This is a genomic window from Pseudomonas sp. GD03858 (assembly GCF_029840925.1).
Lineage (GTDB): Bacteria > Pseudomonadota > Gammaproteobacteria > Pseudomonadales > Pseudomonadaceae > Aquipseudomonas.
Genome location: NZ_JAOCDM010000037.1, coordinates 26,212 through 43,413, shown reverse-complemented (window position 1 = coordinate 43,413; position 17,202 = coordinate 26,212). Strand labels below are relative to the sequence as shown.

Below are 17,202 nucleotides of genomic sequence, written 5' to 3'. Positions count from 1 at the left end.
AGCAGCTTAACGCAAGGCTTTGCATCAGATCTGCATCGCTTTCCCATCCACATTCATCGCCGCCTGGCGCAGGGCCTCGGAGCGGGTCGGGTGCGGGTGGCAGGTGAGGGCGATGTCCTCGGCCGAGGCCGAGAATTCCATGGCCACGCAGAATTCGCCGATCATCTCGCTCACGCTCGGGCCCACCAGGTGTACGCCCAGCACCTCGTCGGTGACGGCGTCGGCGATGACCTTGGCGAAGCCTTCGGTCTCATGGTTGATCTTGGCCCGGCTGTTGGCGGTGAAGGGGAACTTGCCAACCTTGTAGGCGCGGCCTTCGGCCTTGAGCTGTTCTTCGGTTTTGTCAACGCTGGCCAGTTCCGGTCGGGTGTAGATGACGCCGGGGATGAGGTTGTAATTGACCTCATGGGCCTTGCCCGCGATGCGCTCGATACACGACACCGCTTCGTCCTCGGCCTTGTGCGCCAGCATCGGGCCAGAGGTGACGTCGCCGATCACCCAGATGCCCGGGACCGCACTGCGGTGATGGTCGTGGGCGAGCATGCCGCGCTTGTCGGTTTCCAGCCCCACGCTTTCCAGGTTCAGGCCCTTGGTGTAAGGGCGGCGACCGATGGCCACCAGCACGTAGTCGGCCTGCAGGGTTTCGGCGTTGCCACCGGCGGCGGGCTCCAGGGTCAGGCTGACGCCGTCGGCGCTGGATGTGGCCTGGGTCACCTTGCTGCCGAGCTTGAAGGTCATGCCTTGCTTGGCCAGGGCCTTCTGCAAGGTCTTGGCGGTTTCCTCATCGGTGCCAGGGCAGATGCGATCAAGGTATTCGATCACCGTCACTTCGGCGCCCAGGCGGCGCCACACCGAACCCAGCTCCAAGCCGATCACCCCGGCGCCGATCACGATCAGGTGCTTGGGCACCTGGGGCAGCGACAGGGCGCCAGTGGAATCGATGATGCGCTGGTTGTCGATGGTCACGCCGGGCAGCGGCGTGGGCTCGGAGCCGGTGGCGATGACGATGTCCTTGGCCTGCAGGGTGGTTTCGCTGCCGTCCTCGGCCTTGACGATCACCTTGCCGACACCGTCCAGGCGCCCCCAACCCTTGATCCAGTCGACCCTGTTCTTGCGGAACAGGTACTCGATGCCCTTGGTCAGGCCGGTCACGCTTTCATCTTTCTGCTTCATCATCTGGGCCAGGTTCAAGGTCGGTTTGACCTCGATGCCCAGGTGGGCGAATTCTTCTCCACTGGCCGCCTCGTACAGTTCGGAAGCATGTAGCAATGCCTTGGAGGGCATGCAGCCTACATTGAGGCAGGTACCGCCGAGGGTCGCACGCCCTTCGACACAGGCCACGCTCAGGCCCAGCTGACCCGCGCGAATCGCCGCGTTGTAGCCGCCGGGGCCGCCGCCAATGATCACCACGTCATAGGATTTCATGGGTTTTACTCCGAGAGTGTGAGGAAGCGAGAGGGGCACAAGGTTAATCCCGGCGCGGAAAATTGTATACAATCCGTTGGCCGTAAGCTGATCAGATAGCTCTAGACTATGGTCGCGATTAACGGAAACTTCGCACGGATGAACTACCCTGATCCGGTGACGTCCGACAAGTTGAGACGTGACGTCCCGTATCTATGAAGGGGAGGGTCATGAATGCTTGCGCAACTTCCACCTGCGTTGCAGAGCCTGCACTTGCCTTTGCGCGTCAAGCTCTGGGACGGTAACCAGTTCGATCTGGGACCGAGTCCGCAGGTCACCATCCTGGTCAAGGAACCTCAGCTGATCACTCAGCTCACTCACCCGAACCTCGACGAATTGGGCGCGGCCTTCGTCGAAGGCAAGCTGGAGCTGGAGGGTGATATCGGCGAAGTCATCCGGGTCTGCGACGAGCTCAGCGAAGCGCTGCTCAAGGATGAAGAAGAGAGCGTGCCGGTACGTACCGCCCACGACAAGACGACCGACGCCGAAGCGATTTCCTATCACTACGACCTGTCCAACGAGTTCTACCAACTGTGGCTCGATCCGGACATGGCCTACTCCTGCGCCTACTTCAAGGAACCGGACAACACGCTGGCCCAGGCCCAGCAGGACAAGTTCGACCATCTGTGCCGCAAGCTGCGCCTGCAGGCCGGCGAGTATCTGCTGGATGTCGGCTGCGGTTGGGGCGGGCTGGCGCGCTTCGCTGCTCGTGAGTACGGCGCGAAGGTGTTCGGTATCACCCTGAGCAAAGAGCAGCTGAAGCTGGGCAGGCAACGGGTCAAGGACGAGGGGCTGGCCGACAAGGTCGACCTGCAGATTCTCGACTATCGCGACCTGCCCCAGGACGGTCGTTTCGACAAGGTGGTGAGCGTCGGCATGTTCGAACACGTTGGCCATGCCAACCTGGAGCTGTATTGCCAGAGACTGTTCGCCGCGGTGCGCGAAGGCGGCCTGGTAATGAACCATGGCATCACCGCCAAGCATGTCGATGGCCGCCCGGTGGGGCGTGGCGCGGGCGATTTCATCGACCGCTATGTCTTCCCCCATGGCGAGCTGCCGCATATCTCGATGATCACCGCGCGGATCTGCGAAGCGGGCCTGGAGGTGGTGGATATCGAGAGCCTGCGCCTGCACTACGCCAAGACGCTCAACCACTGGAGCGAGAACCTGGAGAACCAGTTGCACCGCGCCGCCGCGCTGGTGCCGGAGAAGACCTTGCGTATCTGGCGCCTGTACCTGGCCGGTTGCGCCTACGCCTTCTCCAAGGGCTGGATCAACCTGCACCAGATTCTCGCGGCGAAGCCTTACGCCGATGGTCATCACGACCTGCCATGGACCCGTGAGGACCTCTATCGCTGACCTTCAGCCCGGCGTGCCTGCCCTGCCTGGGCACGCCGGCGCGTTCAGAGGATAGGCGAGATCAAGCGCGCAATGCGCATCCCCAGTTGCTGCAGGCGATGGGTGTCGCGGCTGTCTTCCGCGGTGATCTCCCTGGCCTGGGCGAAATCATTTTCCAGCATCTGCTCGACCTGATCGGCGAAGGCGCGATCCACCGTGAGCAAGGTGATCTCGAAGTTCAGCCGGAACGATCGGTTGTCGAGATTGGCACTGCCGATGGCGCTGACCTCGTCGTCCACCAGCACCACCTTCTGATGCAGGAAACCAGGCTGGTAGCGGAACATGCGCACTCCCGCCCGAACCGCCTCGAAGGCGAACAGGCTGGAGGCGGCATAGACGATGCGATGGTCGGGTCGCGAAGGGATCAGGATGCGCACGTCGACACCGCGCAGTACCGCCAGGCGCAAGGCCGCGAAGATGGCTTCGTCGGGAATGAAGTAGGGGCTGGTGATCCACACCCGGCGGGTGGCCGAGTGGATCGCTTCGAGGAAGAACAGCGCACAGGTTTCCTGGGGATCGGCCGGGCCGCTGGCCAGGGCCTGACACAGCACACCGTCTTCGGGGTAGGCATCGGGCAGGATCAGCGGTGGCAGCTGGCGCGTGGCCCAGTACCAGTCCTCGGCGAAGGATTCCTGCAGGCAGGCCAGCACCGGGCCGCTGATCTGGACATGAGTATCGCGCCAGGGCGAGAGCCGGGGGTGAGCGCCCAGGTATTCGTCGCCTACGTTGTGGCCCCCGAGAAAGCCTTGCACGCCATCGACCACCACGATCTTGCGGTGGTTGCGGAAGTTGACCTGGAAGCGGTTGAACCAGCCACGTCGTGTGGCGAAGGCTTCGATCTGCACGCCACCGTCACGCAGCACCTGGCTGTAGCTGGCAGGCAGGGCATGGCTGCCGACCCGGTCGTAGAGCACGAAAATACGTACCCCTTCGGCGGCCTTGTGCAGCAGCAGTTGTTGCAGCTCTTTGCCCAGGGCGTCGTCGTGAATGATGAAGAACTGCACCAGCACGGTATCCCGTGCCGCGCGGATGGCCGCGAAGATCGCTTCGAAAGTGGCTTCGCCGTCGATCAGCAGCTTCACCTCGTTGTTGGCCAGGCATGGCATGCGCCCCAGCTTGGGCATGGCACGCAGGGCGGCATAGCTGTCCGACTCCCGCGCCGTGAGCGCCTCCTCGACCCAGGGGCGCCAGTTCAGGTTGGCCATGGCCACGTGCATCTCCTGGTTGGCCTGGCGCCTGGCCTGGATGTAGGCATAGAAGGAGCGGGCGCCGAACACCAGGTATGGGATGAGGGTGAGGTAAGGAATGAACAACAGCGACATCGCCCAGGCAATCGCGCCTTGGGCGGTACGCACGGTGAACACCGCATGCAGGGCGGCGATGAAACCGAGCAAATGAATGACGCCGAGCAAGTAACCGAAGAAGTAGGGGCTGTGGTAATCCATACGCATCCTGCTTGCCAATAGCACTGCCGCTAACAGACCACGTTCAAGGGGTCGCCTGCAACCTGCAGGCGATTTTGCCGTCTAAAGGCTCAGTCCGGCCGGAGCCGGTATTTCGAGGAGCTTTCATCCATGAAGATTCGTCTGCCATTGCTCGCCCTGGTCCTGGGGCTGGGCAGCCCGCTGGTTCACGCGCAGATGCTGCAACCTGGCTTATGGGAACTGACCACCAGCAATATGCAGGTCGACGGCAAGCCGCTGCCAGACATGGCATTCATGCTTGGCCAGTTGAAGAACCTGCCACCCGAGCAACGGGCGATGATGGAGGGCGCTCTGGCCAAGCAGGGCATCACGGTGGGTGGCAAGGGTGTGCGCTCGTGCCTGACTCCGGAACAGGTCAAGACCAATGACATTCCCCTGCAGGATCCGCAGTCGGGCTGTACGCAGAAGATCACCGAGCGCAACGGCAATGTCTGGAAGTTCCAGTTCAGCTGCCCGAAGGCGCAGGGACAAGGTCAGGCGACTTTCCTCAGCGACCGCGAGTTTCTGACCAAGGTCAACGGCACGTTCAATGCATCGGGTGTCCAGCAGCAAGGCGCCATGGACACTCGGGCGGTCTGGTTGGGGGCCGATTGCGGAACAGTGAAACCGCGTACCTGAGCCTGTTCCGGTTGGCAAGATCTACCAGCGATGCCGACTGACCGCCACCGCGTCGTGGGCGTGCAGGCTTTCTGCGTGTTCCACGCGCACGCTGAATCCGCCCACGCCCTCTAGCTGCCGTAACGCCCCATGCAGGCGCCTGGCGGCATCCTCGCAGAACATCAGATTCTGCCCATTGGCCAAGGCAAAGGCCTGTTCGTCGGCACGCTTGACCGCTGTCTGGACCGCCGTCCCCAACGCCTGCTCGGCAATGTCGATCAACTCGGTCAGCTGGATCTCGCTGCCTTCCAGCCTGACCTTGAGCTTGGCCATGCTCCGTTGGCTATGGGGTGTGGCGACGATGCCGTCGCTGCTGCCCAGCCATTGGCGAACCCTTTCCCGCTCGACTGTCTGGCCAGCAAAGTTCTGATCGAAGCGCTCCTGGATCAGCTGGCGAGCCAATGCTGCGGAGCAGGGGCAGGTCGAGGAATAAGGAATATCCACGGATAGTTCCACGTGGAACATTTGCTTTTTCAGCTGTGCGTCGATGCTCACTGGGTAGCTTTTCCAGCCTGCGAGCGGGCTGACCAGGGCCGGACGCTTGAGCAGATAGCCGAACGACAAGCGCAGGTAGGCCGCGTCCGAGAGCCCTTCATGGCTGGCGAGAAAGCGTTCGAGTGTCCGGCGAATCAGCTGTGGGCTCAGTGCCTGCTGTTCCAACGCCTCCAGCGCCAGGTACAGCCGAGACATGTGTATTCCCCGAGCTGCGCCATCGTCCAGACTCACGCCAGCATCGGCGTGTGCGCTCAGGCTGCGGCCGTCGATATGCAGCGGCAGGGCAATGCCGCACATGCCGACCCAATCCAGCGGCAGGGCCTGCTGGCTGTCTTGTGCGGCGATGTCGGGGAGGGTGAGGCTGGTCATGGCTGGAATCCTGGAATGATGGTCAGCGGCAACCGCCGACCAGGCTGCAATGCAGATCGAAACGCTGACCGCTGGAGCTGGAGACGCGGTTGAGGGTGGTCCAGCCAATGCGTCGGCTGTAGCCGACCCAGGCTTCACCGTCACTGGCCAGGCCGGTGAAGAACATCAGCGATCCATAGCGGCTGTTGGTTTGTGCCCACAGGCGCTTGCTCGCCACTTCAAACCCGCGCAGGTAGAAGGTGCTGCCCTCGGTACGCACGCTGTAGTAGTTGCCCTTGCTGTCCTGGCACGCCAGCAAGGTCGCACTGCGTGTGCATAGCGCAAGGTCGGTACGCGGCATGGCGAACAGCTGTGAGGGCAGCACGAACAACAGCAGCGCAACCCAGGCAGTGACTTTCATGTGGCTCTCCAGACAACCGTTCGGTCAACACGGCTTGGCGAAATTGTATTGTTATAATATAACATTGCGCAATGCATCGTTTCGAATGCGCCTGCCCGATGAGGTCTGTCATGTCCAACCGCCTTCCTGTCACTGTGCTGTCCGGCTTTCTCGGCGCCGGCAAGAGCACGCTGCTCAACCATGTCCTGCGCAACCGCGACAATCTGCGCGTCGCCGTGATCGTCAACGACATGAGTGAAATCAATATCGATGCCAGTGAGGTTCAGCGCAATGTCAGCCTCAATCGCGCGGAAGAAAAACTGGTGGAGATGAGCAACGGCTGCATCTGCTGCACGCTGCGTGAGGACCTGCTGGAAGAGGTGGCGCGACTGGCTGGCGAGGGCCGCTTCGATTACCTGTTGATCGAGTCCACCGGGATCTCCGAGCCGCTGCCGGTCGCCGAGACATTCACGTTCCGCGATGAACAGGGCCGCAGCCTGTCCGACATGGCGCGTCTGGATACCATGGTCACCGTGGTCGATGGCTTGAACTTCCTGCACGACTACCAGGCTGCCGACAGTCTTGCCAGCCGTGGTGAGACCTTGGGCGAAGCAGACGAGCGCTCGATCAGCGACCTGCTGATCGAACAGGTCGAGTTCGCCGATGTGCTGCTGTTGAGCAAGATCGACCTGATCAGCCAGCACCAACGCGAAGAGTTGATCGCCATCCTGCGCAGTCTCAATGCTCGGGCGCAGATCGTGCCGATGGTCATGGGCCAGGTGGCGCTGTCGCGCATACTCGATACCGGTCTGTTCGATTTCGACCAGGCCGCCCAGGCGCCGGGCTGGTTGCAGGAGCTGCGGGGCGAGCATGTGCCGGAAACCGAAGAGTACGGCATTGCCGCCACCACCTGGCAGGCGCGTCGGCCGTTCCATCCGCAGCGTTTCTTCGACTTTGTCCACAAGCCCTGGAGCAATGGCCGGCTGCTGCGCTCCAAAGGTTTCTTCTGGCTGGCCAGCAAGTTTCGCGAGGCCGGTAGCTGGTCCCAGGCCGGCGGCATGATGCGCCATGGGCTGGCGGGGCGCTGGTGGCGTTTCGTGCCCCGCGAGCAATGGCCCCAGGATGAAGAAAGCACCGCGGCGATCCTCGAGCACTGGTCGGTGGAAAGTGGTGACTGCCGGCAGGAGCTGGTCTTTATTGGGCAGAACATCGATTTTGCACAGTTATCCACAGAACTCGAGGCCTGCCTGCTGGATGACGAAGAAATGGAGCTCGGGCCAATGGGCTGGTTGCGGCTGCCCGATCCATTCGGGGCCTGGCATGAGGACGTCGCGGCATGACTGTGGATATCCGCCAGGTCTTCGGTACATCGCCCCAGGTGATGACTGACATTCTCCAGGACGGCGTCAATCTGGCAGTGTGGCAGCGCCGCTTGCCCGCACAGGTGGAGGACTTCGCCAGCCTGGTGCTCAGCCTCGGCCAGACGCTGTCCGATGAGCGGGTGATCGAGGTGGATGAGCGCCAGCCACCGGTGCTTGTGGATTTGCTCAGGGAAACCGCTGATCTACACGGTTACGAGGGTTTCGTCGCCGATGTGCGCTGGCTGGTGGCGGCGTATACCTGCCTGCTGGGCGCCCGGCGGATCGGTGTGCGCCTGCGCGTGCTGGAGGGGGCGATGTGTCCGCGCATGCATGTGGATCATGTGCCGTTGCGCTTGCTCAGCACCTACGCCGGTGCCGGCAGTGAATGGCTGGAGGAGGGGGCGATCGATCGTTCGAGGTTGCAGCACGATCAACCGTCTGTGGATAACCTTCGTCGGCTGGTGGCGGGTGATGTGGCATTGCTCAAGGGTGAGAGGTGGTTGGGCAACGAAGGCGCGGGCCTGGTGCATCGTTCGCCTTCGACGCCAGCGGGTGAACGGCGCTTGTTGCTGAGTCTGGACTGGTTGGCCTGATCCACGGGCTTGCCCCATGATCAGGCCGGTATAGACTGCCATGAATCCATGCTGACGCTGAGCCATGCTGCAGAACATTCCCACCCATGTGATCGCCGGCCCACTCGGCGCTGGCAAGACCAGCCTGATCCGTCATCTGCTCAGTCAACGTCCGACCGATGAACGCTGGGCCGTGCTGGTCAACGAATTCGGCCAGATCGGCATCGACGCCGCCTTGCTCCACAGTGACGAGACGGGCATTGCCATTGGCGAAGTGGCGGGTGGTTGCCTGTGTTGCGTCAATGGCGCGCCATTTCGGGTAGGTCTCGGTCGCCTGCTGCGCAAGGCGCGCCCGGACCGCTTGTTCATCGAGCCCTCCGGGCTCGGTCACCCGCTGCAATTGCTGGAGCAATTGGGCCAGGCGCCTTGGACCGGTGTGCTGGCGGTGCAGCCGTTGCTGATGGTCCTCGATTGCGCGGCCCTGGCCCGCGGAGAGCTTGTGCCTGCAGCGCAGCAGCAGGCCATGGAACAGGCGGGATTGCTGGTGTTGAACAAGTCGAGTGCTGTGGATGAAAAAAAACGGCTGTTGATAACTTCATCGTTAGCGGATGTGCCGGTGGCCTGGACGGAGCAGGGGGCCTTGGCTCTCGCCGATCTTCCAAGGTCTTCAGGTACGCTGGCAAACGCTGCCAGGGCAGCCGAGTCACCTGTGGATAGCACGCCGATCGCTCCCCCGGCGCTGTGGACAGACCCGCGTCAGCCGATTTGCCTGTTCCAGCAGGGCGAGGGCGGTTGGAGCATTGGCTGGCGTTGGCATCCGAGCCAGCGTTTCGACGTGGAGCGTCTGCATGCATTGCTCGAACGATGGCCGTGGCGTCGGGCCAAGGGTGTTATCCACAGCCGGGATGCGTGGCAGTCGTTCAACGGCCTCGAAGGCGAGGCATTGGCATGGCGCCCCAGTGATTGGCGCAAGGATTCACGCATCGAGCTGATCTTCGATCGGCCGCAGCCGTTGTCGGCCCTGCAGGCGGCCGTCGCGAATTGTCTCGTCAGCGGGTGATCAATTGCGCCAGCGGTTATGTTCCTGGCGCCATTGCTGCATTTCGATGACGTTGTCGCTTCGCGGCGGGGTCTTGATCTCGAACGGATAGGGGGCCAGCTCGATCTGCATGGTGTGCGCGCCGAACTGCGTGACCGTGCCAGGGTGGCGCTGCTCGCCAGTGACGGTGAACTCGAAGTTGTAGATGCGGGCCAGGCGTTTGCGGCCATTGGCGTCACGCACGAAGGCGATGCGCTTGAGCGCCACGGCATCGTCGAGCAGTTCCAGGTCGAGCTTGGCGCAATGCTGCTTGACCCGCGCCAGGGCCTTTTCGCGCAGCCCGTGGTTGTGCCACAGCCAGGCGCCGGCGGTCGCCACCAGCATCAGGACGAAAAGGTTTTCCAGGGTCAGCATCTACGTAAGCTCCAGACAGGTAGATCCAGCTTAACTGCGTCTCTGGCCTGTCGTACAGATGGCAATCGGGTTCATACTGCGGGCCGCACATTTATTCACACAGTTTCGGAATCGCCCTGCATGAAACGTACACCACACCTGCTCGCCATTCAGTCCCATGTGGTCTTCGGACACGCTGGCAACAGCGCTGCGGTGTTTCCGATGCAGCGGGTCGGGGTCAATGTCTGGCCGCTGAACACCGTGCAGTTCTCCAACCACACTCAGTATGGCCAGTGGGCCGGGGAAGTGCTTGCCCCAGCGCAAATTCCTGCGTTGGTGGAAGGCATTTCCAACATCGGCGAGCTGGGTCACTGCGATGCGGTGCTGTCGGGCTACCTGGGCATTGCCGAACAGGGGCGGGCCATCCTTGCTGGCGTCGAGCGGATCAAGGCGGTGAACCCCAAGGCCCTGTACCTGTGCGATCCGGTCATGGGCCATGCAGAGAAAGGCTGCATCGTGCCGGCCGAAGTCAGTGAGTTCCTGCTCGAACAGGCCGCCGCCAAGGCTGACATCCTGTGTCCCAACCAGCTGGAACTGGACAGCTTCTGCGGTCGTCGCGCGCAGTCCCTGGAGGATTGCGTGGGCATGGCGCGCGGGTTGCTGGAACGTGGTCCGCAGGTGGTGCTGGTCAAGCACCTGAACTATCCAGGGCGAGCCGATGACGCGTTCGAGATGCTGCTGGTGACCCGCGAGGGCAGCTGGCATCTGCGCCGGCCCTTGCTGGCCTTCCCGCGTCAGCCGGTGGGCGTGGGCGACCTGACGTCGGGGCTGTTCCTCGCCCGCGTGCTGCTGGGCGACAGCTGGCTGCAGGCCTTCGAGTTCACCGCTGCCGCGGTGCATGAAGTGCTGCTGGAGACCCAGGCCTGCGCCAGCTATGAACTGCAACTGGTGCGGGCCCAGGATCGCATCGCCCATCCACGCGTACGCTTCGAGGCGCAGCGCCTGCTGTACTAAATGGCGTCGGTCTTGAGGTTCTGGTAGCGCTGCTCCAGCTCCTGGCGGATCTGGCGGCGCTGCTGCCCCTGCAGGAAGCGGCGTTTCTCCTCGCTGCTCTGCGGCTGGCGCGGCGGCACCTTCACCGGGCGACGGTCATCGTCCACCGCGACCATGGTGAAGAAGCAGCTATTGGAGTGGCGCACCGAGCGCTCGCGGATGTTCTCGGTGACCACCTTGATGCCCACCTCCATCGAGGTATTGCCGGTGTAGTTGACCGAGGCCAGGAAGGTCACCAGCTCGCCGACATGCACCGGTTCGCGGAAGATCACCTGGTCCACCGACAGGGTCACCACGTAGCTGCCGGCATAGCGGCTGGCACAGGCGTAGGCGACTTCGTCGAGGTACTTGAGCAGGGTGCCGCCATGTACGTTGCCAGAGAAGTTGGCCATGTCCGGTGTCATCAGGACGGTCATGGTCAGCTGGGCGTTTCCAGGTTCCATAGAGAGCTCACGGTGAGTTTGCGCTGAATCGGGGCGGGTATCTGCAGACACTTCTGTTCCCCTCTTTGAGGTTTCCCATCCTGGTACGGGACGTCGGCTGACGCTCCATCGTCACGCCAATCTTGCCATCGGCGGTGTCGAATCTGCCGATCTGTTTCTGCATATTGCATTGGCAAAATGCGGCAAGACGCGATGTTAACCTGACGGCGCCCATGCAACGTGGGCTTTTCCGTTTACCAAGACAGTATGTGCCCGCACCTCGGTCAGGGTTTTCCGGCAGAGGAACGGTCCGCCCCGTGCATTGAAAACAAGGAGTATCACGCCATGCATGCCATCAGTTTCATCCAGGATCTGGCGGTGATCATGCTGGTCGCCGGGGTGGTCACCATTCTCTTTCACCGTTTCAAGCAGCCAGTGGTACTGGGCTATATCGTCGCCGGCTTCATCATCGGCCCGCACACGCCGCCGTTCGGCCTGATCCACGACGAAGACACCATCAAGACCCTGGCCGAACTTGGGGTGATCTTCCTGATGTTCTGCCTGGGCCTGGAGTTCAGCCTGCGCAAGTTGTTCAAGGTCGGCGCCACGGCCTTCATCGCCGCGTTCCTGGAAATCGTCCTGATGATCTGGATCGGTTTCGAGATCGGTCGCTGGTTCGGCTGGAACACCATGGATTCGCTGTTCCTCGGGGCGATCCTGGCGATCTCCTCGACCACCATCATCGTCAAGGCGCTCAACGACCTGAAGATGAAGAACGAGCGTTTCGCCCAGCTGATCTTCGGCGTGCTGATCGTCGAGGACATCCTCGGCATCGGCATCATCGCGCTGCTGTCGGGGATCGCCGTCAGCGGCTCGGTGAGTTCCGGCGAGGTGTTTTCCACCGTGGGCAAGTTGTCGCTGTTCATGATCGTCGCGCTGGTCATTGGCATCCTGCTGGTGCCTCGGCTGCTGGCCTACGTGGCGAAATTCGAAAGCAACGAGATGCTGCTGATCACCGTGCTGGGCCTGTGTTTCGGCTTCTGCCTGCTGGTGGTCAAGCTCGAGTACAGCATGGTGCTCGGCGCCTTCCTGATCGGCGCGATCATGGCCGAGTCGCGGCAGTTGCTTAAGATCGAGCGCCTGATCGAGCCGGTTCGCGACCTGTTCAGCGCGATTTTCTTCGTCGCCATCGGCTTGATGATCGATCCTAAGATCCTCGTCGAGTATGCCTGGCCGATCGTGGTCATCACCGTGGCGGTGGTGCTGGGCAAGATGCTGTCCTGTGGCATGGGGGCGTTCATTGCCGGGAACGATGGGCGTACCTCGCTGCGCGTAGGCATGGGGCTTTCGCAGATCGGCGAATTCTCTTTCATCATCGCTGCCCTGGGCATGACCCTGCAGGTCACCAGTGACTTCCTCTACCCGGTGGCGGTGGCCGTATCGGCCATCACCACCTTGCTGACGCCGTACCTGATTCGCGCCGCCGACCCGCTGTCGATCAAGCTGGGCAAGGTGGTGCCGAGCCGCCTGGCGCGGGTGTTGTCGTTGTATGGCGAGTGGTTGCGCAGCATTCAGCCGCAGGGCGAAGGCGCCATGCTGGCGGCGATGATCCGGCGCATCCTGCTGCAGGTCGGGGTCAACCTGGCATTGGTGATCGCGATCTTCTTCAGCGGAGGCTACTTCGCCGGGCGCATCGGCTCCTGGCTCAGCGAGTGGGTGGGCGATGTCGGCCAGCAGAAGGCGCTGATCTGGGGCGCGGCGCTATTGCTGTCGCTGCCCTTCCTGATTGCGGCCTATCGCAAGCTCAAGGCACTGTCGATGCTGCTGGCGGAGATGGGGGTCAAGGCGGAAATGGCCGGGCGGCATACCCAGCGCGTGCGGCGGGTGATTGCCGAGGTGATCCCGCTGCTGTCGTTGCTGGTGATCTTCCTGCTGCTCTCGGCCTTGTCGGCGAGCATCCTGCCGACCAGTGAGCTGTTGCTGATCATCGCGGTGGTGGCGGCGGTGGTGGTGGCGCTGTTGTGGCGCTGGCTCATCCGCGTGCATACGCGCATGCAGGTGGCCTTGCTGGAGACGCTGGAGAACAATCGCGATCATTAGCGCTGAGCGCGAAGCCTTCTGCGCGAGGCTTCATCGTCGTCCGAGGGGATGGAGCGGTAGCAATGTCGCCAGGCGCAGAAAGCCTGGCGATTCTACGAGTGATTGGTGGCTATAGGCCATCAATTTGTGCGGGCATTTTGCGTTCAGCTTTCCAGCCAGACATCCCTCGCCCAGTGCCAGACCGACTCCCAGCTTTCCTCGGTGACAATCTCTTCTTCGCCGGACCAGAGCACGACAGTGCCGTCTTCCTCGACGCAGTAATAATCGTCGCCGTCCTGGCAGATCGGGATCAGGTCGCGTGGAACGCCTGCGTCCCATGCATTGGCCGCCACTTCCGGCAGGTAGGTATGGGATTGCGAGTCGGTGACGGTCACCGGCTCCAGGCTGCCGTACACCACATCACTGACGGTCAGCAGGTATTCCTTGAACACGAACGGTATGTTGATGAACAGCTCTTCCTCGATCTCGACCAGCTGATCCTCGTCCGGCAGTTCCAGCGGCACCGGCACCGGCTCGTTGGCTTCACGGAGTTGTTCGATCACTTCTTCCACGGTTCACATCCTCTGACCTTATGACAACGCTGCGCGTTATACCCTAGTAGGCCGCTCTGGCAAAAGCAAAAACCCCGGGACAGGCCCGGGGTTTTTTGTGCAACGTGCGGCGGTTAACCGTTTTGACGGATACCGGCAACCAGCCAAGGCTGGTTCTCGCCGTGGGCACGCACCATGTGCCAGCTTTCGCTGAAGGCTTCGCCCTGGTCGAAGCGCGAGGTCTTCGAGACGCCACGGAAGGTCAGGGTGGCGTCGGTCTGGTCGGCGCGATCGTCGACACCGTCCAGCTGCACATCGAGGTCATCGATGTAGGTCGACTGGAAGCCTTCGCCCAGCTCTGCACGCTCGCGCTTGAGGAACTCGAGCATCTGCGGGGTGACGAACTCGGCGATCTTGTCCATCTCGTTGGCGTCCCAGTGCTGCTGCAGCGACTGGAAGTGCGAACGGGCGGCGGCCAGGAAGCTGGCTTCGTTGAACCAGGCCGGAGCGTTGATCACAGGCGAGGCGACCGGCGCGGCGGAGCCACCGAAGATCGACTGTGGAGCTGCCTGTGGCTGGGCTTCGCGCTGGTACGGGGCGTGGCCGGCGGCAGCGTGTTGCGGTTGCTGCTGGCGGCGGCGCGCGGCGATGAAGCGGAAGACCAGGAAGGCGATCAGGCCCATGATCAGGAAGTCGAGGATCTGCATGCCCTGGAAGCCGTCGCCCATGAACATGGAAGCCAGCAGGCCACCGGCGGCGAGGCCGGCCAATGGGCCCAGCCAGCGCGAAGCACCGCTGGCGGCGGCAGGCGCGCGGCCTGGAGCGGTCGGGGCGGCGGCAGGCGTGGTCGGGGTTGCCTGGCGAGTCTGGTGGATTGGCGCGGAGCCCGAGCTCTTGCCACCACCGAAGCGCTTGGCGTTGGCGTCGAGGCTCAGCGTCAGGCCGACGCAGAGCGCCAGAGCGATGCTAAGAAAACGTTGCATAAGTTGGGGGTTCCCGTTTGTGTGGATTGCACGCGCGTCATGTTGCACATGAACTGTAGGACATAGCCAGCGACAAGATGTTTCGAGCTTTTGCCTGATCGTAAGGACGGTCAGGGTCGTGTGGGAGCGGGTTTACCCGCGAAGAAGGTGACGCGGTGCCTGGCACGGGCTTCGCCCGTGTTCGCGGGTAAACCCGCTCCCACAGGATCCGCGAGGCCTGTGGGAGCGACAGTCAGATAGCTTCGAGCTTGGCGTAGCCCAGCATCAGCCACTTGCTGCCCTCGGAGAAGTTCACCTGCACCCGCGCCTGGGCGCCGGAGCCCTCGAAGTTGAGGATCACGCCTTCGCCAAATACCGCATGCTGCACTCGCTGGCCAAGGCTGAAGGCGGTCTGCGGGATGCTGGCGTTGGCGAACAGGCTGCTTGCCGGCGCCTTCGCGCCGCCGAACGGGCGGCTGACGGTGTTCGACAGGCGCACTTCCTGTACCAGCCCGGCTGGAATCTCCCGTACGAAGCGCGACACCTTGTTATAGGTTTCGCTGCCATACAGGCGGCGGGTCTCGGCGTAGGTCATGACCAGCTGGCGCATGGCGCGGGTGATGCCCACGTAGGCCAGACGGCGCTCCTCTTCCAGGCGACCGGGTTCTTCCAGGCTCATCTTGTGCGGGAACAGGCCTTCTTCCATGCCCACCAGGAACACGTACGGGAACTCCAGGCCCTTGGCACTGTGCAGGGTCATCAGCTGGATGCTGTCCTCATGCTCATCGGCCTGGGTGTCGCCGGCCTCCAGCGAGGCGTGGCCGAGGAACGCCGACAATGGCGAGAGGTCGGCATCTTCGTCGCTGGCTTCGAAGTTGCGCGCGGCGCTGACCAGTTCCTCGAGGTTTTCTACCCGGGCCTGGCCCTTTTCGCCTTTTTCTTCCTGGTGATAGATGATCAGCCCGGACTGCTCGATGACGGTCTGGGTCATCAGGTGCAGCGGCATGTCCAGCACCTTGGCGGCGAGATTCTCGAGCAGCTCGATGAACGCGCCCAGGGCGCTGGCGGCGCGGCCCTTGAGGGCCTTGGCGGCCAACAGCTGGCACATGGCATCCCACATGGACAGCTGGTTGTGACGGGCGTGTTCGCGGATGGTCTCGACGGTCTTCTCGCCGATGCCCCGTGGTGGCACGTTGATCACCCGCTCCAGGGCCGCGTCGTTGCCACGGCCTTCGAGCAGACGCAGGTAGGCCATGGCGTTCTTGATCTCGGCGCGTTCGAAGAAGCGCTGGCCGCCATAGATGCGATAGGGAATGCGTTCACGCAGCAGGGCCTCTTCCAGCACCCGCGACTGGGCGTTGGAGCGGTACAGGATGGCGATCTCGCTGCGCGCGTTGCCCTGCTTGACCAGGCTTTCGATGGTCTCGACCACGTAGCGCGCTTCGTCATGTTCGTTGTACGCGGCATAGAGCGTCAGCGGCTCGCCTTCGCCCATGTCGGTCCACAGCTCCTTGCCCAGGCGTCCACTGTTGTTGGCGATCAGGGCGTTGGCGGCCTTGAGGATGCCACCGGTGGAGCGGTAGTTCTGCTCCAGGCGGATCAGTTCGGCATCCGGGAAGTCGGCGGTGTACTGGTGAATGTTCTCGATCTTGGCGCCACGCCAGCCGTAGATCGACTGGTCGTCGTCACCCACCGCCATCAGGCTGTCGCCACCGCTGGCCAGCAGGCGCAGCCAGGCGTACTGCACGGCGTTGGTGTCCTGGAACTCGTCCACCAGAATGTGGCGGAAGCGGCGCTGATAGTGCTTGAGCAGGTCCGGGTGGTCGCGCCACAGGTCCAGGGCGCGCAGCAGCAGCTCGGAGAAGTCGATGACCCCGGCGCGGTCGCAGGCCTGTTCGTAGGCCAGGTAGATGTCGCGCATGGTGGCCAGGAACAGGTCGCCGCTGGCCTGGATGTGCCGTGGGCGCAGACCTTCGTCCTTCTGGCCGTTGATGAACCACTGGACCTGGCGCGCGGGCCATTTCTGCTCGTCCAGGCCCATCTCGCGGATCACCCGCTTGATCAGGCGCTGCTGGTCGTCGCTGTCGAGGATCTGGAAGTTCTGCGCCAGCCCCGCTTCCTGCCAGTGGGCGCGCAACAGGCGGTGGGCCAGGCCGTGGAAGGTGCCCACCCACATGCCGGCCGGGTTGATGCCCAGCAGTTGCTCGATACGCTGGCGCATTTCCGCCGCGGCCTTGTTGGTGAACGTCACCGACAGGATCGAATGCGGCGAGGCCTGTTCGACCTGGATCAGCCAGGCGATACGGTGCACCAGCACGCGGGTCTTGCCCGAGCCGGCGCCGGCCAGCACCAGTTGGCGCCCCACAGAGGCCGCCACGGCCTGGCGCTGGGCGTCGTTGAGGGAGTTCAGCAGGAGAGAGAGGTCGTCATTGTGCATCCGCGCATTCTATGGCTGTGCGCAGGCAGGGGCAAACGCGCGCGTCGCAAATCGCCGAAGACGCTTGTGACCATTCGTCGGTGAGAT

General features: G+C 62.9%; 16 protein-coding genes. 7 read left to right on the top strand and 9 right to left on the bottom strand.

The genetic code is table 11. The features are described 5' to 3' along the window. Nucleotides 1-24: 24 nt before the first annotated feature. Entirely contained in the window at nucleotides 25-1,425 is a 1,401-nt protein-coding gene (gene lpdA, locus N5D48_RS12350; RefSeq protein ID WP_279884494.1) for a dihydrolipoyl dehydrogenase, read from the bottom strand. A gap of 213 nt (nucleotides 1,426-1,638) precedes the next feature. On the opposite strand from lpdA, the gene cfaB reads away from it, so the two are divergent. Further along, on the top strand, nucleotides 1,639-2,823 hold the full coding sequence (cfaB, locus tag N5D48_RS12345; RefSeq protein WP_279884491.1) for a C17 cyclopropane fatty acid synthase CfaB: 1,185 nt from the start codon (nucleotides 1,639-1,641) through the stop codon (nucleotides 2,821-2,823). Nucleotides 2,824-2,867: 44 nt separating this feature from the next. Here cfaB and cls read toward each other — a convergent pair whose 3' ends face one another. Continuing rightward, nucleotides 2,868-4,307: a cardiolipin synthase gene (gene cls, locus N5D48_RS12340; RefSeq protein WP_279884489.1), complete on the bottom strand. Its 1,440-nt coding sequence runs from the start codon at nucleotides 4,305-4,307 to the stop codon at nucleotides 2,868-2,870. Nucleotides 4,308-4,436: 129 nt separating this feature from the next. Between cls and N5D48_RS12335 the strand changes: the two genes are divergently transcribed. After that, entirely contained in the window at nucleotides 4,437-4,964 is a 528-nt protein-coding gene (locus tag N5D48_RS12335) for a DUF3617 domain-containing protein (RefSeq protein ID WP_279884487.1), read from the top strand. A gap of 21 nt (nucleotides 4,965-4,985) precedes the next feature. On the opposite strand, the gene folE2 is transcribed toward N5D48_RS12335, so the two are convergent. Together folE2 and N5D48_RS12325 are read right to left on the bottom strand one after the other, a co-directional pair. Next, the gene (gene folE2, locus N5D48_RS12330) at nucleotides 4,986-5,867 is read right to left on the bottom strand and encodes a GTP cyclohydrolase FolE2 (RefSeq protein WP_279884485.1); all 882 of its coding nucleotides are present in this window, start codon (nucleotides 5,865-5,867) and stop codon (nucleotides 4,986-4,988) included. A 22-nt stretch (nucleotides 5,868-5,889) separates the two neighbouring features. Continuing rightward, nucleotides 5,890-6,267, bottom strand: a complete 378-nt coding sequence (locus N5D48_RS12325; RefSeq protein ID WP_279884483.1) for a glutamine synthetase — start codon at nucleotides 6,265-6,267, stop codon at nucleotides 5,890-5,892. A gap of 110 nt (nucleotides 6,268-6,377) precedes the next feature. On the opposite strand from N5D48_RS12325, the gene zigA reads away from it, so the two are divergent. The 3 genes from zigA (at nucleotide 6,378) to N5D48_RS12310 (ending at nucleotide 9,239) form a co-directional block, all read left to right on the top strand. After that, nucleotides 6,378-7,586, top strand: coding sequence for a zinc metallochaperone GTPase ZigA (gene zigA / locus N5D48_RS12320; RefSeq protein WP_279884480.1), 1,209 nt, complete (start codon nucleotides 6,378-6,380; stop codon nucleotides 7,584-7,586). Continuing rightward, nucleotides 7,583-8,200, top strand: a complete 618-nt coding sequence (locus N5D48_RS12315) for a DUF1826 domain-containing protein (protein WP_279884478.1) — start codon at nucleotides 7,583-7,585, stop codon at nucleotides 8,198-8,200. The genes zigA and N5D48_RS12315 overlap by 4 nt, the downstream gene beginning before the upstream one ends. 64 nt (nucleotides 8,201-8,264) lie before the next feature. Next, entirely contained in the window at nucleotides 8,265-9,239 is a 975-nt protein-coding gene (locus N5D48_RS12310; RefSeq protein ID WP_279884475.1) for a CobW family GTP-binding protein, read from the top strand. Here the strand turns inward: N5D48_RS12310 and N5D48_RS12305 are convergent, their stop codons facing one another. Further along, nucleotides 9,240-9,632 (bottom strand): DUF3301 domain-containing protein, encoded by a 393-nt coding sequence (locus N5D48_RS12305; RefSeq protein ID WP_279808233.1) that lies wholly within the window; start codon nucleotides 9,630-9,632, stop codon nucleotides 9,240-9,242. A gap of 120 nt (nucleotides 9,633-9,752) precedes the next feature. Here N5D48_RS12305 and pdxY point away from each other — a divergent pair, with 120 nt between their 5' ends. Then, nucleotides 9,753-10,625 (top strand): pyridoxal kinase PdxY, encoded by an 873-nt coding sequence (gene pdxY / locus N5D48_RS12300; RefSeq protein WP_279884472.1) that lies wholly within the window; start codon nucleotides 9,753-9,755, stop codon nucleotides 10,623-10,625. Here the strand turns inward: pdxY and N5D48_RS12295 are convergent. Next, nucleotides 10,622-11,107: an acyl-CoA thioesterase gene (locus N5D48_RS12295; RefSeq protein ID WP_279884469.1), complete on the bottom strand. Its 486-nt coding sequence runs from the start codon at nucleotides 11,105-11,107 to the stop codon at nucleotides 10,622-10,624. The genes pdxY and N5D48_RS12295 overlap by 4 nt on opposite strands. Before the next feature lie 324 nt (nucleotides 11,108-11,431). Here N5D48_RS12295 and N5D48_RS12290 point away from each other — a divergent pair, with 324 nt between their 5' ends. Beyond that, on the top strand, nucleotides 11,432-13,186 hold the full coding sequence (locus N5D48_RS12290; RefSeq protein ID WP_279884466.1) for a cation:proton antiporter: 1,755 nt from the start codon (nucleotides 11,432-11,434) through the stop codon (nucleotides 13,184-13,186). A gap of 143 nt (nucleotides 13,187-13,329) precedes the next feature. On the opposite strand, the gene N5D48_RS12285 is transcribed toward N5D48_RS12290, so the two are convergent. The 3 genes from N5D48_RS12285 to uvrD all read right to left on the bottom strand — a co-directional run bounded on the left by N5D48_RS12285 (nucleotide 13,330) and on the right by uvrD (nucleotide 17,115). Next, a complete protein-coding gene (locus N5D48_RS12285; protein WP_279884465.1) occupies nucleotides 13,330-13,737 on the bottom strand; it encodes an SMI1/KNR4 family protein in 408 nt (135 codons plus the stop codon). A 113-nt stretch (nucleotides 13,738-13,850) separates the two neighbouring features. Then, nucleotides 13,851-14,699, bottom strand: coding sequence for a TIM44-like domain-containing protein (locus tag N5D48_RS12280; RefSeq protein ID WP_279884463.1), 849 nt, complete (start codon nucleotides 14,697-14,699; stop codon nucleotides 13,851-13,853). Between the two features lie 232 nt (nucleotides 14,700-14,931). Further along, a complete protein-coding gene (uvrD, locus tag N5D48_RS12275) occupies nucleotides 14,932-17,115 on the bottom strand; it encodes a DNA helicase II (RefSeq protein WP_279884461.1) in 2,184 nt (727 codons plus the stop codon). Nucleotides 17,116-17,202: the final 87 nt, after the last annotated feature.

Coding starts and splice junctions, on each gene's coding strand:
- cfaB (WP_279884491.1), top strand. CDS start 1,639: ATGCTTGCGCAACTTCCACCTGCGTTGCAGAGCCTGCACTTGCCTTTG.
- lpdA (WP_279884494.1), bottom strand. CDS start 1,425: ATGAAATCCTATGACGTGGTGATCATTGGCGGCGGCCCCGGCGGCTAC.
- folE2 (WP_279884485.1), bottom strand. CDS start 5,867: ATGACCAGCCTCACCCTCCCCGACATCGCCGCACAAGACAGCCAGCAG.
- uvrD (WP_279884461.1), bottom strand. CDS start 17,115: ATGCACAATGACGACCTCTCTCTCCTGCTGAACTCCCTCAACGACGCC.
- N5D48_RS12280 (WP_279884463.1), bottom strand. CDS start 14,699: ATGCAACGTTTTCTTAGCATCGCTCTGGCGCTCTGCGTCGGCCTGACG.
- N5D48_RS12305 (WP_279808233.1), bottom strand. CDS start 9,632: ATGCTGACCCTGGAAAACCTTTTCGTCCTGATGCTGGTGGCGACCGCC.
- N5D48_RS12335 (WP_279884487.1), top strand. CDS start 4,437: ATGAAGATTCGTCTGCCATTGCTCGCCCTGGTCCTGGGGCTGGGCAGC.
- N5D48_RS12315 (WP_279884478.1), top strand. CDS start 7,583: ATGACTGTGGATATCCGCCAGGTCTTCGGTACATCGCCCCAGGTGATG.
- N5D48_RS12290 (WP_279884466.1), top strand. CDS start 11,432: ATGCATGCCATCAGTTTCATCCAGGATCTGGCGGTGATCATGCTGGTC.
- N5D48_RS12325 (WP_279884483.1), bottom strand. CDS start 6,267: ATGAAAGTCACTGCCTGGGTTGCGCTGCTGTTGTTCGTGCTGCCCTCA.
- pdxY (WP_279884472.1), top strand. CDS start 9,753: ATGAAACGTACACCACACCTGCTCGCCATTCAGTCCCATGTGGTCTTC.
- N5D48_RS12295 (WP_279884469.1), bottom strand. CDS start 11,107: ATGGAACCTGGAAACGCCCAGCTGACCATGACCGTCCTGATGACACCG.
- cls (WP_279884489.1), bottom strand. CDS start 4,307: ATGGATTACCACAGCCCCTACTTCTTCGGTTACTTGCTCGGCGTCATT.
- zigA (WP_279884480.1), top strand. CDS start 6,378: ATGTCCAACCGCCTTCCTGTCACTGTGCTGTCCGGCTTTCTCGGCGCC.
- N5D48_RS12310 (WP_279884475.1), top strand. CDS start 8,265: ATGCTGCAGAACATTCCCACCCATGTGATCGCCGGCCCACTCGGCGCT.